The 16,984-nt window shown below is 59.5% G+C and carries 12 protein-coding genes; 6 read left to right on the top strand and 6 right to left on the bottom strand.

Annotated features, from left to right (window positions below):
- Window positions 1–115: 115 nt before the first annotated feature.
- Window positions 116–1,558, bottom strand: coding sequence for an aldehyde dehydrogenase family protein (locus CFII64_RS22030; RefSeq protein ID WP_371106462.1), 1,443 nt, complete (start codon window positions 1,556–1,558; stop codon window positions 116–118).
- A gap of 5 nt (window positions 1,559–1,563) precedes the next feature.
- Window positions 1,564–3,198, bottom strand: coding sequence for a 5-guanidino-2-oxopentanoate decarboxylase (locus CFII64_RS22025; protein ID WP_020293060.1), 1,635 nt, complete (start codon window positions 3,196–3,198; stop codon window positions 1,564–1,566).
- Between the two features lie 163 nt (window positions 3,199–3,361).
- Between CFII64_RS22025 and CFII64_RS22020 the strand changes: the two genes are divergently transcribed.
- The 3 genes from CFII64_RS22020 (at window position 3,362) to CFII64_RS22015 (ending at window position 6,188) form a co-directional block, all read left to right on the top strand.
- Window positions 3,362–4,252 carry a LysR substrate-binding domain-containing protein gene (locus CFII64_RS22020; RefSeq protein ID WP_020293059.1) on the top strand — a complete coding sequence of 297 codons (891 nt, stop codon included), beginning with the start codon at window positions 3,362–3,364 and terminating at the stop codon, window positions 4,250–4,252.
- Between the two features lie 120 nt (window positions 4,253–4,372).
- Window positions 4,373–4,543: a hypothetical protein gene (locus CFII64_RS30085; RefSeq protein ID WP_177325437.1), complete on the top strand. Its 171-nt coding sequence runs from the start codon at window positions 4,373–4,375 to the stop codon at window positions 4,541–4,543.
- 133 nt (window positions 4,544–4,676) lie between these two features.
- A complete protein-coding gene (locus CFII64_RS22015) occupies window positions 4,677–6,188 on the top strand; it encodes an MDR family MFS transporter (protein ID WP_020293058.1) in 1,512 nt (503 codons plus the stop codon).
- Between the two features lie 137 nt (window positions 6,189–6,325).
- Here CFII64_RS22015 and CFII64_RS22010 read toward each other — a convergent pair whose 3' ends face one another.
- The 3 genes from CFII64_RS22010 to CFII64_RS22000 all read right to left on the bottom strand — a co-directional run bounded on the left by CFII64_RS22010 (window position 6,326) and on the right by CFII64_RS22000 (window position 9,489).
- Window positions 6,326–7,189 (bottom strand): cache domain-containing protein, encoded by an 864-nt coding sequence (locus tag CFII64_RS22010; RefSeq protein WP_020293057.1) that lies wholly within the window; start codon window positions 7,187–7,189, stop codon window positions 6,326–6,328.
- A 94-nt stretch (window positions 7,190–7,283) separates the two neighbouring features.
- Window positions 7,284–8,408 (bottom strand): type VI immunity family protein, encoded by a 1,125-nt coding sequence (locus tag CFII64_RS22005; protein ID WP_044901612.1) that lies wholly within the window; start codon window positions 8,406–8,408, stop codon window positions 7,284–7,286.
- A 448-nt stretch (window positions 8,409–8,856) separates the two neighbouring features.
- A complete protein-coding gene (locus CFII64_RS22000; RefSeq protein WP_020293055.1) occupies window positions 8,857–9,489 on the bottom strand; it encodes a TetR family transcriptional regulator in 633 nt (210 codons plus the stop codon).
- A gap of 247 nt (window positions 9,490–9,736) precedes the next feature.
- On the opposite strand from CFII64_RS22000, the gene CFII64_RS21995 reads away from it, so the two are divergent.
- The 3 genes from CFII64_RS21995 to adeC are packed head-to-tail and all read left to right on the top strand — an operon-like array spanning window position 9,737 to window position 15,492.
- Complete coding sequence (locus CFII64_RS21995) at window positions 9,737–10,897, top strand: efflux RND transporter periplasmic adaptor subunit (RefSeq protein ID WP_020293054.1); 1,161 nt, start codon at window positions 9,737–9,739, stop codon at window positions 10,895–10,897.
- Between the two features lie 3 nt (window positions 10,898–10,900).
- Window positions 10,901–14,035: an efflux RND transporter permease subunit gene (locus tag CFII64_RS21990; protein WP_020293053.1), complete on the top strand. Its 3,135-nt coding sequence runs from the start codon at window positions 10,901–10,903 to the stop codon at window positions 14,033–14,035.
- Window positions 14,032–15,492, top strand: a complete 1,461-nt coding sequence (adeC, locus tag CFII64_RS21985; RefSeq protein ID WP_020293052.1) for an AdeC/AdeK/OprM family multidrug efflux complex outer membrane factor — start codon at window positions 14,032–14,034, stop codon at window positions 15,490–15,492. Before CFII64_RS21990 ends, adeC begins: the two co-directional genes overlap by 4 nt.
- An 83-nt stretch (window positions 15,493–15,575) precedes the next feature.
- On the opposite strand, the gene CFII64_RS21980 is transcribed toward adeC, so the two are convergent.
- A complete protein-coding gene (locus CFII64_RS21980) occupies window positions 15,576–16,865 on the bottom strand; it encodes an MFS family transporter (protein ID WP_020293051.1) in 1,290 nt (429 codons plus the stop codon).
- Window positions 16,866–16,984: the final 119 nt, after the last annotated feature.

Below are 16,984 nucleotides of genomic sequence, written 5' to 3'. Positions count from 1 at the left end.
TCGGCGAGGTCATCCTGAGTGCCCGTCGAACCCTCAACAATCGAAAATTTGTCATTGAAGCCATGTGTCCAACGCATGCCTCGCCAAGAGGCATGCGTGAGCCGTTCGTGCCCGATCAGGCGGCGCGGATGACGTGTTTTATTTCCTGAAAAGCCTGCATGCCCCAAGGGCCCAACTCGCGCCCCAGACTGCTTTGTTTGTAGCCGCCCCAGGCCGCCTGCGGGAAAATCACCTGCGGCGCGTTGATCCACACCAGTCCGGCTTGCAGGGCATTGGCGACCCGCTCGGTGGCGTGCGGATCGGCACCGATCACGCTGGCCACCAGCCCGTATTCGCTGTCGTTGGCCAGGGCGATGGCTTCTGTTTCAGAGGCATAACCCCGCACACACAGCACCGGACCGAAAATCTCCGCGCGCCACAGTGCACTGTCCAGGGGCACGTCAGTGAACACCGTGGGCCGCAAAAAATAGCCCAACGGACGATCAGCCGGGCGTTCGCCACCGCATAACAGCCGTGCGCCGGCCTGTTTCCCGGCTTCGATATGGGCAAGCACGCGCTGGTATTGCGCCTGATTGACCAGCGGGCCCATTTCCACGCCCTCGTCCGACGGCTCGCCCACTTCAATGGCCTCGGCCCGAGCCGTCAGGCGTTGCAGGAACTCCGGCAACAACGCCTCGGCGACCAATACGCGGCTGGTGGCCGAACACATTTGCCCGGCATTGAAAAAACCACCGCCACTGGCCAGCTCGACCGCCAGATCCAGATCGGCATCGGCCAACACCAACAATGAAGACTTGCCGCCCAGCTCCAGGCTCACACCCTTGACGGTTTCGGCGGCGCGCTGCATGACCTGCGCGCCGACGGCATTGCTGCCGGTGAAAGAGATTTTCGCGATGCGCGGATCGGCCGCCATGGGTGCGCCAACCGCAAGGCCGGTCCCGCAGACCAGATTGAACACGCCGTCCGGCAGGCCGCTGGCGGCAATGATCTTCGCCAGTTGCAGTTCGGCCAACGGCGTGACTTCGGAAGGTTTGAGGACCACGCAGCAACCGGCCGCCAACGCCGGGGCGAGTTTCCAGGCGGTGGTCACCATGGGGAAATTCCACGGCACGATCAGCCCGACCACGCCACACGGCTCACGCCGCAAACGCGCAGTGAACGCTTCACTGGGCAACGCGACGGGCCGATCCTGCTGCTCATCCAGCGCCTCGGCGAGGCTCGCGTAATAGTCAAACGTGGCGATCACATCATCGACGTCGATGGCCGCTTCGAACTCAGGCTTGCCATTGTTGCTCGATTGCAGCTGCATCAAGGTCGCCCGCTGTTCGGCAACACCCGCAGCGATAGCCCGCAGAATCCCGCCCCGCGCCGCACCGCAAGTCTGTGACCACGAAACAAATGCCACGCTGGCAGCCTGCACCGCTTGATCCACCGCTAACGCATCGCCGCCGGCAACGGTCGCCAGTTGCGCTTCGGTTGCGGGGTTGATCACGGTCAGCAATTCGCTGCCCGAACGCCATTGTCCGTTGATATAAAGGCCGTGTTGCACAGTCATCATGCTCATCAATCTTGCATCCCGTTCATCCAGACCCGCTGGTCGATTTCAATCAAGGTCGGTCCCGGACGCTCATGGGCGGCCTGCAACGCGACCTTCAATTCTTCAACACCGGACACCGCCTGTGCCGAGCAACCCAGGGCCTTGGCCACGCCGACGAAATCCGGCGTGTAGATGTCAACGCCAACCGGTTCGATGGCACGGTTGAGCATGTATTTCTTGATCTCTTCGTAGCCCTGGTTATTCCACAGCAGGACGATGACCGGCGTGCGCGCTTCCACTGCGCTGGCCAGTTCCGCGAGGGTGAATTGCAACCCGCCATCGCCAATCAGGCAGACGACCGGATTACGCGCCCCGGAATCGGCGCAGCCCAGCCAGGCACCGATGGCGGCAGGCAAGGCATAACCCAGCGTGCCGTAGCCGGTGGACGAATTGAACCAGCGACGCGGGTGCTCCAGATTCAACGTCAGGTTGCCGGTATACACCGGCTGAGTGGAGTCGCCGACCAGCACCACGTCAGGCAGCACGTCGAGCACGGTTTGCAGGAATCGGGTTTGCCCGCGAGTCGCGCTGTCCCAGGAGGCTTCGAGGGTTTCCCGCAACGCTGCGGCGCGGCTGCGGCCCCAGTCTTCAAGACGTTCTTCCCGATGCTGACCGACCAGCTCGGTGAGCAACGCTTCAACCGCAATTTCAGCGTCAGAAACCAGCGCGACCGCAGGCGGAAAATTGCGCACGGTCTGATCCGGATCGATATCGATGCGCAGCAGCGTGCCGGGAATCTTGAAGCTGTCGGTGAAAGTGATGTCGTAATCGGTTTCCGCCAGCTCGGTGCCGATGGCCAGGACCACGTCGGCATCCATGACCAGCGCCCGGGTCGGCGCCAGGGATTGTGTCGAGCCGATCAGCAGCGGATGGCGCGATGGCAGCATGCCTTTGGCGTTGATGGTCAGCGCCACCGGTGCGTCCAGTTGCTCCGCCAGTCTCACCAACGCTTGTGCCGCATCAATAGCCCCGCCACCGGCAAGGATCAACGGGCGTCTGGCTTTGGCCAGCAGACTGGCCATTTGCGTCACGGCCGCAGGTGCCGCGCCGGAACGATGAACCTTGACCGGTTTGCTTTGCAGCAACTCATCGGCCTCCTCGACCAGCACATCCAGCGGGATTTCAATGTGCACCGGGCGCGGGCGACCTGCCTGGAACAAGGCAAACGCGCGCGCCAGCACGCCCGGCAATTCACTCGCCGACATCAAGGTATGGGAAAACGCCGCGACGCCAGCCACCAGCGCACTTTGTGACGGCAGCTCATGCAGCTTGCCGCGCCCGCCGCCCAGTTGATTGCGCGACTGCACGCTGGAAATGACCAGCATCGGGATCGAGTCGGCATACGCCTGGCCCATCGCCGTGGTGATGTTGGTCATGCCGGGGCCAGTGATGATGAAACACACGCCGGGCTTGCCGCTGGTGCGGGCATAGCCGTCAGCCATGAAACCCGCGCCCTGCTCATGACGAGGCGTGACGTGGTTGATCGTCGAACCCGCCAGGCCGCGGTACAACTCGACGGTGTGCACCCCCGGAATACCAAACACCTGCTCGACGCCATAACCTTCCAGTAACTTCACCAACACTTCGCCGCAAGTCGCCATTTGCCATTTATCCTTCATCGGTTCGAGAACTGTCCGACGTTCGCGCATCAGGTCAGACGCGAGTGGGCACAGTTTGTGAGCGTAATTGGAACTGCCGGGCATGGTTGTGACAACGCATAAAATGTCATGCTTAGGCATGTTCCCCATGCATGCCTGAAATCCCATGAAACGTTTGCCGCCCCTTCCTGCGCTTCACACCTTCCTGATCACGGCCCAGTGCTGCAACTTCACGCGCGCTGCGGAACTGTTGCACATTACCCAGGGCGCGGTCAGTCGGCAGATTTCCGGGCTGGAAAGCCATCTGGGTTATTCGTTGTTTCAGCGCCAGGCACGCGGCTTGAGCCTCACGGCCCAGGGCCGGGAATTGTTTCCGCGTATTCAGCAGGTCTTCGCGCTGATCGACGAAGCGGTGGAACAAGTGGGCGTAAAGCGCGATGCATTGCAACTCAAGGCGCCGACTTGTCTGATGCGCTGGCTGCTGCCCCGCCTGCTGCAATGGCAGAAGGAACGACCGGATGTGCCGGTGGAACTGACCACAACGGTGCAGCACGCGGTGGATTTTCGCCGGGAGGAATTCGATGCCGCCGTGGTCTACGGCGCCCGCCCGGACAGCTCGATGCAGGTCCATCACATTTTCGACGAGCAACTGACGCCGGTTTGCTCCCAACAATTGCTGGCGGGGCCGGTGCCGCTCAACACCTATGCGGACTTGGAACAGCACATGCTGCTGCATCCCACCCGCGACCAGCGCGACTGGGAGCAATGGCTGAAAGCGGCAGGCGCAACCGTCAGCAATATCAGCAAAGGGCAGCATTTCGACACGCTGGATCTGGCGATGTCGGTTGCCTCGCAAGGCACTGGCGTAGCGATTGGTGATTGGGCGCTGATTGACGAAGACCTCAGCGCCGGCCGACTGGTGATGCCCTTCGACCTGAAAGTTCGTACCGGCGCGGCCTATTACTTTGTGTTTCCTACGCGACCCGGCGCTTCGCCACAGTTGCGCGAGCTGATTGACTGGCTCCTGGCGCAAGCGGCACAGCGGGCGGACCTATAACTGTTGGCAGCGAACGGGCGATTTGCTAGACCATTTCTTTCCTACGCCACCGCAGATCGTGTCCTACAATTTCCTCAGTCCCTTTCAGAACTGCTCTGTGGTCGGAATGAGGAAAGCGTCATGAACATAACAACAAGAAAGTGCCTGGCTGTAGTGGGTGTTAGCGCCATTGTTGCCCTTTACGCAGCGGGCGCCTACCGGATCGAGCTGATCCGCGAAGCACCCCGGGTGGCCAGTTGCAGCTTCGGTCATTGCGTGCCCACGGATGCCACCTTCAGCGCATTGCGATAGCAAAGCTGTTGGAGCTCAGAGTTGTACATAAACCATGCATAAGGCAGCTATCGATTAGCAAGCTATCGGATTAGACTGACGGTCTTCTCCTGCCGCCATTGCGGCGGGTCAACACTGTCGATCAGGTCCTGCCTTGACCAACCTTAATCAAACCACGCCGTCCATCCGCAGCGTTCTGTTTGCGTTGATGATGGCGGTATTTCTCAGTGCGCTGGATCAGACCATCGTCGCCGTCTCTATGCCGGCCATCTCTGCGCAATTCATGGAATTCGACCTGCTGGCCTGGGTGATTTCAGGCTACATGGTGGCGCTGACCGTCGCGGTGCCGATCTACGGCAAGCTCGGCGACTTGTATGGGCGGCGCAATCTGATGCTGTTCGGGCTGGGGCTGTTTACCCTGGCTTCGCTGTTTTGCGGCATGGCGCAGAGCATGGAACAACTGGTGCTCGCGCGGATCATTCAGGGCATTGGCGCGGGCGGCATGGTTTCGGTGAGTCAGGCGATCATCGGTGACATCGTCCCGCCCCGGGAACGCGGGCGCTATCAGGGTTATTTCAGCGGGATGTATGCCGCCGCCAGCGTAGCCGGACCGGTGCTGGGCGGGTTCATGACGGAGTATTTGTCATGGCGCTGGGTGTTCCTGATCAATCTGCCGCTGGGCCTGATCGCCTGGTGGGTCGCCAAACGCACGCTGATCGGCCTGCCCGTCCCGCAGCGCAAACCCATCATTGATTACCTCGGCACGGTCCTGATGATCGTCGGCCTCAGTTCCTTGTTGCTGGGCATCACCGAAATTGGCCAGGGTCGCAGCTGGCGCGATGATCAAGTGGTCGCCCTGTTGGGCATTGCGCTGTTGGCACTGGTGGTGTTCGTGCTCTACGAACGGCGCGCGCAAGAGCCGTTGCTGCCCATGCACCTGTTCGCCAATCGCAGCGCAGTGCTGTGCTGGTGCACGGTTTTCTTCACCAGTTTCCAAGCGATCTCGCTGATCGTGCTGGTGCCGCTGCGTTTCCAGACAGTCACCGGGGGCGGTGCCGACAGCGCCGCCCTGCATCTGCTGCCGCTGGCGATTGGTATGCCGATGGGCGCGTATTTCGCTGGCCGCCGCACGTCCCTGACCGGACGCTACAAACCCTTGATCCTGACCGGCGCGCTGTTGATGCCACTGGCGATCCTCGGCATGGCGTTCACTTCGCCGCAGTCGGTGCTGCTGACCAGTGTGTTCATGGTGCTGACCGGTTTTGCCAGCGGTATGCAGTTTCCGACGTCGCTGGTCGGCACGCAGAACTCCGTCGCGGTACGAGACATGGGCGTCGCCACCAGCACCACCAATCTGTTTCGCTCATTGGGTGGCGCCGTGGGCGTGGCGGTGATGTCCGCGCTGTTACTGGCCATGTTGCAAGGCACAGACCTGGCTCATGTCGGTGGCGCGGTGGCAGGTGTTGAAGGCGGTTCCGGCAATGTGCTGATGGACAGCCTCAACGCCGCCAGCGGCCCCGCGTTGCAAAACCTGCGCAGTGAACTGGCGCTGACGTTCGAACACCTGATGATGATCAGCGCGGCGGTATCCCTGTTCGGCCTGGCCGCCGCGCTGTCGATGCCCAATAATTTATTGCGCGGTAGAGAGCATTCGGACGCGTCGTAAGGCTTTGAACGCCCGCCCTGTAGGAGCGAATTTATTCGCGAAGAGGCCGGGACAGGCTTCGACTATCTCACCGACTGGACCGACGCCTTCCCGGATGAATCCGGTCCTACGGTGATGTAGATGTCCGTTCATCTACGTCACTTGCTGTAGTAACCCACCGCCACCAGATAGTTACCCGCTTTGCGCACATAGGCGTGCTTGTTTTCCACTTTATTGGTGACCGGGTTACGCCAGCGGTACTCGTATTCGCCTGCGTCCTGCCTGGCGATCAGCGTCAGGATCGGTTCGCCCACGGGCTTGCCTTCGGGGTCCTTGACCTTTCTGAAGTCGGTATTGATCAGGCGCAGATTGGTGCCATGGGCGACGTAGCGGTCATTGCTCAGATCGACCACGAACACATACAGATCGTCCTGGAGGAATCCGCCCTGAAGGCTGTTTATCGCCGTCAGCGTGCCTTTTTGGTCGCGGGCCAGTTCGCTGACGGCCTTGTCCAGCAACGCCCTTGCCTGCTCGGGTGAAGCGCGCGGTACGTAATAACCCACCGCCAGAATGCGCTCGCCGATCCGCTGAAAGTACACGCGTTTGCGTTCTACCTTGCCGTCAGCCCAGTTATTCCAGCGATATTCCGCCTGCTGCACACCCTTGGTTTCGGGCGTTTGCAGCACGTCCTTGAAAGCCTTTTGCAGGTCCGGTTCCAGCACCTGGGAAACGTCGCGACCGATCAGTACCACGGATGGCCCGCCACTGGCGAGCATCACGCCCTTGGTGTCGACCACGAACACGTAACGCTCGCCGTCGACGAACTCACCCTGGCGGCTGAATTCGGCGAAGGCTTTGTCACCCTCCTGCTGGTAACGCTGCACGGCTTTTTCCAGCAGCGCTTTGGCCGCAGGCCCTTGATCGGGGCTTTCTGCCCCGGCCCAGGCTTGCCCCAGCCATATTAGACATACCCACCCCAAGAGCGCTTTTCCGAGCCCGATACTGCGTGGCGACGACGGCATTGCCGATCCCTCTTTTATTGGTTTGGACAGAGCTTAGCCAATAACCGGACGATGACGAACTATTCACAGAACGCAGCCCGGCCGGGCTGGACGGTCAGTCAGTCCAGAACCATTGGGTGCGCTCAGGCTTGAGGTGTTCGAAGGTCGGCATGACTTCGCCCTGGTGGAAAAATCGTCGCGAGCGCGCCTTGGCGTTGCTGAACCAGTTACCCGTTTCGGGACATGGCTGACCTGCGTTGACGGCGGGCTTGGGCTTGTCGTCAAAACGCGCATACCACTGCGCGGTCGTTTCCCTGGTGAAACAGGGACCGGGGATCGGATAAGGATGCAGGCAACCGGTGTCTTGTAGACGGATCGGTTTGAGCACTTTGTTTAGCGCCCTGTAGGCCAACGGTATCGTTTCGGTCGCCGGGAGCAGATCCGGGAGGATCCCGGTGCGGATCAACAACCCGCCGTCGTAGGCGTGAAAGGTGATATCGCTGTGGGAACTCAGCGTGCCTCGCAAACGGTCGTTGCCGCCCAACTGCCGCACAAAGCGCTGCCCAAGCACCGTGTACCAACTGACGCCCTTGATGCGGTTGAGCAGGCGCAGGCTTTCCATATGCGGCCCCGAGTCGACCATCAGCCCGTTATTGCTGAGCGCCAGTCGGTATTCCAGCGACAGATGCCGATGACCGGCTGACGGAACAATACACCCCAGGCCTCCATAGCCGTGTTCGGCATGGAGCTGGCTGCACAGGAATTTGATCCAGCCCTCGTAAAGACCAACGCCACCGTTTTCGGTCAGGTACGCCCAGGGCAAGACCATTTTCAAACAGCAAAGATCGGTTTCCGCCTGTTCCTGGGGCGTGCAGGTCAGGAACAGCTGATAGTTGGCCACTTGCGAAGCGTCTGCGCTGGATAAGGACCACAGCAATGGCTCGTGAGGCGAGCTGTCGAGAATCTGCTGTCGACATCTGGCGAAGCTGCTCGGCGCCAGCTTGCGCGGGTGCTGGTAATGCTGCCATTTGAGTAAAGGCCGGAACGCCTCATAGAAACGCGCGAAGCAGGCGTCAATCCGGAACCTGGCATCCAGCGTATGACCCTGCTTGAAATAAAGGGTGGTGATCAGACCCATACGGAGGATGGGCACGGCTCGTGCAGAGTCAATTGTCACGCGACCGGCCCCGTCCCTGAGCCGCCCCAACAAACGCACAGCCTCAGAAAGAGTTTCCGACACGCACGATCCTCCTCATTATCCCGACGCTGCGGCGTGAAAGGCCGTCATAGGAATTTTCCCGCAACGCGAGTGCAGGACTTCGGGTGTCAGGGGCGACTTTGAAACGTTGAGCGGTTGCGAGGAATGTGTCGCCAACGACAGGGCATATAGGCGCAAGGGGGCCCGAAAACATGCAATTTCTTCCCGTTCATGTTTGCTTGCAGCAAAGAATGACGAGAGTTTTACGCAGGAGCAATACGTAGGAATTAGTTTGGGAAATCAGCCACACGTTTCAAGAAATGTCCTACTGACGTCCTACAAGACGGGACTACGTCACTCATAAATGTCATGAAGTTTCATACTGGCAATGCGCCAAAAATTGGCGAACGAAGCGTAGACTCTCTGTCCATGCGCGTGGAGTGGGTGAGCAATGCGCTGCCTGTTCGGTGGTAAACCTTGCGACAGCCGCTCAGTTTCGCAACGCGGGACTCAGGCGTAACATGTCCAGGCCTGCTTCAACCCACTGCTCAGCATGTTTTTCGAGGGAATAGCTGTCAGGAATCAGCAACCACTGGCCGAGCATCCCATCTATATAGGCATGCAACGTGATCGACGCGCGCACGCTGTCCAGGTTGACGGGAAGCTGCCCTTTGCGAACCGCGTTATTCAAGGCAATGCCGATTCGATCGTTGCATTCCAGGGCGCTCGCCTGGCGCTGACGACGAAAGTCACACATTTCATCGGTAAACTCGCATTTATGAAACAGAATCTCATTGATGCGACGGGTTTTCGGGTCCAGTGCAACTTGATGAAACAAATGAATCAGCAGTTTTTTCATGCAGCCCAGCGGGTCTTCTTCGTCCTCGCTTTCGCTGGCCCTGGCCATTTCTTCAAGCGGCTCCTGCAGGCTGTCGAGCATCGCTTGCACCAGATCAGCCTTATTGCTGAAGTGCCAATAGATCGCGCCGCGAGTCACGCCAGCGATCGAGGCAATGTCCGCCAAGGTCGTACGCGCCACGCCTCGCTCATAGAACGCCTGCTCGGCAGCCTCCAGAATCTGGCTGCGGGTAACCTGAGCTTCTTCTTTGGTACGACGGACCATGGCAGTAAAACCTCATCAAATTGCCTGGAACTGCGAATTGACAGCTCCCAAGCAGAACCGGGCGGCATTTGTATTGCCTTGTCCCGAACCTACAATTCCCGATTCCTGCGGCGTATTGATGCAGGGCTGGGTATTTACAAACAACCGTGAATGTAAGTATATTCATTAGCTTCCTACTTATCCAGCCGGAATACATTTTTAACCTTTAACCTTCTTGAGCACTCAGGCTCCTGACCCGAGGATCTTCATGCAATTCAAGCCAGCTGTTACCGTTCTGGTCACTGCCGTCGCCCTGGCCACCCTGCTCGGCGGTTGCAGTAAAAAAGAAGAGGCGGCCCCTGCTCCGCCGCCACCTCAGGTTGGTGTGGTCACTCTGAAAACCCAGCCATACACGCTGACCTCGGATCTGCCTGGCAGAACCACGGCGTTCCGCATCGCGGAAGTTCGTCCGCAGGTCAACGGCATCATCCTCAAGCGCCTGTTCACCGAAGGTGCAGACGTCAAGGTCGGCCAGCAGCTCTATCAGATTGATCCGGCCCTTTACGAAGCCACTGCCAACAGCGCCAAGGCCGCCTTGCAATCAGCCAAGTCGTTGGCCGATCGTTATAAGCAATTGGTCAGCGAGCAAGCCGTCAGCCGTCAGGAGTACGACACTGCCCTGGCCGACAGCCTGACCGCCCAGGCCACGTACCAGACCGCTCAGATCAATCTGCGCTACACCAAAGTGCTGTCGCCGATTTCCGGCCGTATCGGTCGCTCGTCAGTAACGGAAGGCGCACTGGTCAGCAGTAATCAGGCCGATGCCATGGCGACGATTCAGCAACTCGACCCGATCTACGTCGATGTGGTGCAGTCTTCGGTCGACATGCTCAAGCTGCGCGCCGAGCTCGACAGCGGCAAGTTGCAGAAAGCCGGCGATAACGCGGCCAAGGTCAACCTGACGCTGGAAGACAACAGCAAGTACCCGCTGGAAGGCAAGCTGGAGTTCTCTGAAGTCTCCGTGGACCAAACCACCGGTTCCGTGACCCTGCGCGCCGTGTTCCCGAACCCGGACCACCGTTTGCTGCCAGGCATGTTCGTTCACGCCCGCTTGCAGAGCGGCGTCAATGCCACCGCGATTCTGGCACCACAGCAAGGCGTTACGCGTGACCTGAAAGGCACGCCGACCGCATTGATCGTCAACAAGGACAACAAGGTCGAATTGCGCACCTTGGTGGCTAATCGCACCGTGGGTAGCGACTGGTTGATCGAAAGTGGCCTGCAAGCCGGGGACCGGATCATCACTGAAGGTCTGCAGTACGTTAAACCAGGCGCAGAAGTGAAGGTCGCAGAAGCCACCAACGTCAAGTCGGCAAACCCGGCACCTGCCCCGGCAACTGAAAAAGCCGCAGGCAGTAAAGGGGAGTAATTCATGTCGAAATTTTTTATCGACCGCCCGATTTTCGCGTGGGTAATTGCCCTCGTGATTATGCTGGTCGGGGCACTATCGATCCTCAAGTTGCCAATCAACCAGTACCCGAGCATTGCGCCACCGGCCATTGCGATTCAGGTTACTTACCCTGGCGCTTCTGCACAGACCGTGCAGGACACCGTGGTGCAGGTGATCGAGCAGCAGCTCAACGGTATCGATAACCTGCGTTATGTCGGCTCGGAAAGTAACTCCGACGGCAGCATGACCATCACGGCCACGTTCAACCAGGGCACCAACCCGGATACCGCGCAGGTTCAGGTCCAGAACAAACTGAACCTGGCGACGCCACTCCTGCCGCAGGAAGTTCAGCAGCAGGGCATCCGGGTAACCAAGGCAGTGAAAAACTTCCTGATGGTGATCGGCCTGGTGTCTGAAGACGGCAACATGGGCAAGGAAGACCTGGCCAACTACATCGTCTCGAACATGCAGGATCCGATCTCCCGTACTTCCGGTGTGGGCGACTTCCAGGTGTTCGGTGCCCAGTACGCCATGCGTATCTGGCTCGATCCGGCCAAGCTGAACAACTTCCAGCTGACGCCGGTGGACGTGAAAACCGCCGTTGCTGCGCAGAACGTGCAGATATCTTCCGGTCAGTTGGGCGGTTTGCCCGCGATGCCGGGCCAGCAGCTCAACGCAACCATCATCGGCAAGACGCGTCTGCAGACCGCCGAGCAGTTCGGCAACATCTTCCTGAAAGTGAATCAGGACGGCTCGCAGGTTCGCTTGCGTGACGTTGCCCGTGTGGGTCTGGGTGGCGAAAACTACAGCATCGACGCGCAGTTCAACGGCAAGGCCGCTTCCGGTCTGGCGATCAAGCTGGCGACCGGTGCCAACGCACTGGACACCGCCAAGGCGATTCGCGCCACGGTTGCCCAGCTTGAACCGTTTTTCCCGCCGGGCATGAAAGTCGTTTATCCGTACGACACCACGCCAGTGGTCAGTGAATCGATTTCCGGCGTGGTTCACACGCTGGGCGAAGCGATTGTGCTGGTGTTCCTGGTGATGTACCTGTTCCTGCAAAACTTCCGCGCCACGATCATCACCACGATGACCGTGCCCGTGGTATTGCTGGGAACGTTCGGCATCCTCGCGGCCTTCGGCTTTACCATCAACACCTTGACCATGTTCGGCATGATTCTGGCCATCGGCTTGCTGGTGGACGATGCGATTGTGGTGGTGGAGAACGTCGAGCGGGTGATGGCAGAGGAGAAACTTTCGCCTCGAGATGCCACGATCAAGTCCATGGAGCAGATCCAGGGCGCGCTGATCGGTATCGCTCTGGTGCTGTCGGCGGTTCTGCTGCCAATGGCGTTCTTCGGCGGCTCCACCGGTGTGATTTACAAGCAGTTCTCGATCACGATCGTTTCGGCCATGGCCCTCTCGGTGGTCGTCGCGCTGATCTTCACCCCGGCCTTGTGCGCCACCATGCTCAAGCCCATCGATCACGAGAAACACGGTCAGCCAAAACGCGGCTTCTTCGGCTGGTTCAACCGGACCTTCGACCGCAGCGTGCAGAGCTACGAGCGCGGCGTGGGCAATATGCTCAAGCACCGCATCCCGGCGTTCCTGGTCTACCTGCTGATTTTTGCCGGCATGATCTGGATGTTTACCCGCATTCCAGCGGCGTTCCTGCCCGAAGAAGACCAGGGCGTGATCTTTGCCCAGGTGCAGACGCCGGCGGGTTCCTCGTCCGAGCGTACTCAGGGCGTGATCGACAACATGCGCAAATACCTGCTTGAAGAGGAAGGCGGCGCGGTTGCTTCGGTATTCACCGTAAACGGCTTCAACTTCGCCGGTCGCGGTCAAAGCTCGGGCCTGGCCTTCATCATGCTCAAGCCATGGGGCGATCGTTCCGCGGAAAACAGCGTGTTTGCGCTGGCCAAGCGGGCGCAGGCGCACTTCTTCGGCTTCCGCGATGCCATGGTGTTCGCCGTGGTTCCGCCAGCGGTTCTGGAACTGGGTAACGCCACGGGCTTTGACGTCTTCCTGCAGGATCAGGGCGGTGTCGGCCATGCCAAGTTGATGGAAGCTCGCAACCAGTTCCTCGGCATGGCGGCGCAAAGCAAGATTCTGGCGGGCGTACGTCCCAACGGCCTGAATGACGAGCCGCAGTATCAGCTGACCATCGACGACGAACGCGCCAGTGCCTTGGGCGTGACGCTGTCGGACATCAACACCACGCTGTCCATCGCGCTGGGCGGTAACTACGTCAACGACTTCATCGACCGTGGTCGAGTCAAGAAGGTGTATGTGCAGGGTGAAGCAAGTGCCCGCATGAGCCCTGAAGACCTGAAGAAGTGGTACGTGCGCAACGCCAGCGGTGAAATGGTGCCCTTCGCGTCGTTTGCCTCGGGCGAATGGGTCTATGGTTCGCCGAAGCTATCGCGCTATAACGGCGTGACCGCTGAAGAGATCCTCGGTACGCCGGCGCCGGGCTACAGCTCGGGTGAAGCGATGGCTGAAGTCGAAGCCCTGGCCAAGAAACTGCCAGCGGGTATCGGCTATGCATGGACCGGTCTGTCGTACGAAGAACGTCTGTCCGGCTCGCAAGCGCCTGCGTTGTATGCGCTGTCGCTGCTGGTGGTGTTCCTCTGTCTGGCGGCCTTGTATGAAAGCTGGTCGATTCCTATCGCGGTATTGCTGGTGGTCCCGCTCGGGGTAATCGGTGCGTTGATGGCAACGAGCCTGCGTGGTTTGTCCAACGACGTGTTCTTCCAGGTGGGCTTGCTGGTGACGGTGGGTCTGGCGGCGAAGAACGCGATTCTGATCGTGGAGTTCGCCAAAGAACTGCATGAACAGGGCAAGAGCCTTGTGGATGCAGCGATCGAAGCCTGCCGGATGCGCCTGCGACCGATTGTGATGACGTCCATGGCGTTCATCCTCGGCGTTGTGCCGCTGGCGATTTCCACCGGCGCAGGTTCGGGCAGTCAACATTCGATCGGTACCGGCGTAATCGGCGGTATGATCACGGCCGTTGTCCTGGCGATCTTCTGGGTACCTTTGTTCTTCGTCTCGGTATCCTCGTTGTTCAAGGGCAAACAGAAAGAAACTTCACATGATGAGGCTGGCCAATGAGCAAGTCCCTGATCTCTCTGGCGGTCACCGCGTTCATTCTCGGCGGCTGCTCGTTGATCCCTGAGTACAAGCAACCTGCAGCGCCGGTCGCGGCGCAGTATCCGCAAGGTCCGGCATATTCGCCGGCCGAAGCGGCGAACGTTGCAGCGGCGGAACAAGGCTGGCGTCAGTTTTTCCATGACCCGGCCCTGCAACAGTTGATCCAGACGGCACTGGTCAACAACCGTGACCTGCGTGTCGCGGCGCTGAACATCGATGCCTACCGTGCGCAATACCGCATCCAGCGTGCCGATCTGTTCCCGGCGGTTTCCGCCACGGGCAGCGGCAGCCGTCAGCGGGTTCCGGCGAATCTGTCCACCAGCGGCGAGTCGGGCATTACCAGCCAGTACTCGGCCACACTGGGCGTCAGCGCTTACGAGCTGGACCTGTTCGGTCGCATACGCAGCCTTAGCGAGCAAGCGCTGGAGACTTACTTCTCCAGCGAAGAAGCGCGCCGCAGCACCCAGATCAGCCTGGTGGCCAACGTCGCCAATGCTTATCTGACGTGGCAAGCCGACCAGGAACTGCTCAAGCTGACCCAGAACACCCTCAAGGCGTTCGAAGAAAGCTACCGCCTGACCTCGCGCAGCAATGAAGTCGGTGTGTCGTCGGCACTGGACCTGAGCCAGTCGCGGACCTCGGTTGAAAGTGCCCGGGTTTCCCTGGCGCGCTACCAGCGCCAGGTTGCCCAGGACCTCAACAGCCTGACGCTGTTGCTCGGTTCCGGCCTGCCGAACAACCTGCCACAAGCCCAGCCGCTGAGCGCGGATCTGTTGAGTCTGGTACCGGCCGGCATGCCTTCGGAGCTGTTGCAGCGTCGTCCGGACATCCTGCAAGCCGAGCATGAACTCAAGGCGGCCAACGCCAATATCGGCGCGGCACGTGCGGCGTTCTTCCCGAGCATCAGCCTGACGGCCAATGCCGGTACGATCAGCCCGGACTTGTCCGGCCTGTTCAATGGCGGTTCGGGTACCTGGCTGTTCCAGCCGAGCATCAACATCCCGATCTTCAACGCCGGCAGCCTGCGCGCCAGCCTGGATTACTCGAAAATCCAGAAAGAAATCAGCGTCGCCAACTACGAGAAGGCGATTCAGACGGCGTTCCAGGAAGTCTCCGACGGTCTCACCGCACGTAAAACCTTCAACGAGCAGTTGCAGGCGCAGAGTGATTTCGTTGCCGCCAACCAGGACTACTACCGTCTGGCCGAACGTCGCTATCGCATTGGTATCGACAGCAACCTGACCTTCCTCGACGCCCAGCGCTCGTTGTTCAGCGCGCAGCAGTCGTTGATCACCGACCGTTTGTCCCAGCTCACCAGCGAGGTCAATCTGTACAAAGCCTTGGGCGGTGGCTGGTACGAGCAGACCGGACAGGCCAAGCCAGTCTCGCAAGAGAAGCCGAGCGTTCAGTTGTTCTGATCGCCGCGTCATAAAAAAACCCACCAATTCAGGTGGGTTTTTTTTGATCTTCAAAAGTACGCTTCAAGCAGCCGCGCGACTCATCAATGATCTTCGTGCAGGTACGCCGGCTGTTTCGGCAGACGCAGGCTGAACAGGAACGCGATGGCCATCATGACCGTCACGTACCAGTAGAAGTTGCTCTCCATGCCCATGTTCTTCAGGTTCAGCGCCACGTACTCGGCGGAACCGCCGAACACCGCGTTGGCCACCGCATACGCCAGGCCGACACCCAAAGCGCGCACCTGAGGCGGGAACATCTCGGCTTTGACCAGACCACTGATCGAGGTGTAGAAACTGACAATCGCCAGCGCCAGGGTGATCAACACAAACGCCATGAACGGGTTGGTGGTGGTTTTCAGGGTCATCAGAATCGGCACGGTGCACAGCGTGCCCAGCGCGCCGAACCACAGCATCGAGTTACGACGACCGATCTTGTCCGCCAGCATGCCGAACAACGGTTGCATGCACATATAAAGGAACAGCGCGCCGGTCATGATGTAACTGGCGGTCTTGGGATGCATGCCGCCAGTGTTCACCAGGTATTTCTGCATGTAAGTGGTAAAGGTGTAGAAAATCAGCGAGCCGCCAGCGGTGTAGCCCAACACTGTAATAAAGGCTGCCTTGTGATCGCGGAACAACGCGCTGATGCTGCCGGCATCTTTGTCCTTGCGACTTTCAGCGGTGGTGGTTTCTTCCAGACTGCGCCGCAGAAACAGGGAAATCACCGCCGCAACGGCGCCAATGACGAACGGGATCCGCCAGCCGTAGTCGCGCAATTCTTCAGTGCTGAGGAACTGCTGCATGATGACCACCGTCAGCACCGCCAGTAACTGGCCGCCGATCAGTGTCACGTACTGGAACGAGGCGAAAAAACCGCGCTGCCCGCGCAAGGCAACTTCGCTCATGTAGGTCGCGGTCGTGCCGTACTCGCCGCCGACCGACAAGCCCTGAATCAGACGCGCCAGCAACAGCAGCGCCGGTGCCCAGGCACCAATCGACGCATACGTCGGCAGACAAGCGATGATCAGCGAGCCGCCGCACATCATCAGCACCGCAATCATCATCGAGTTCTTGCGGCCATGTTTGTCGGCCACCCGACCGAACAACCAGCCACCGATAGGCCGCATCAAAAACCCGGCGGCAAACACGCCAGCGGTGTTGAGCAATTGCACGGTTGGATCGTCTGACGGAAAAAAGGCAGGCGCGAAATAGATTGCGCAGAAGGCATAGACATAAAAGTCGAACCATTCGACGAGGTTGCCGGACGAAGCACCGACAATTGCGAATATCCTCTTGCTGCGTTCTTCACCTGTGTAATGCGTCGTTGTCATTATTTTTCCCCATAAGTGTTAAACAGCATTCAAGACATAACCTGTAACATTGTCGCCGAAGCGCGCGCAACAATTTGAAAAGAATTAGCGGATTGCCTGACGACCTGCAGGACCGGATA

This window comes from Pseudomonas sp. CFII64 (assembly GCF_000416235.1).
GTDB lineage: Bacteria > Pseudomonadota > Gammaproteobacteria > Pseudomonadales > Pseudomonadaceae > Aquipseudomonas.
The sequence above is the reverse complement of the archived record's forward strand: the minus strand, read 5'-3'. Positions and strand labels throughout refer to the sequence as shown.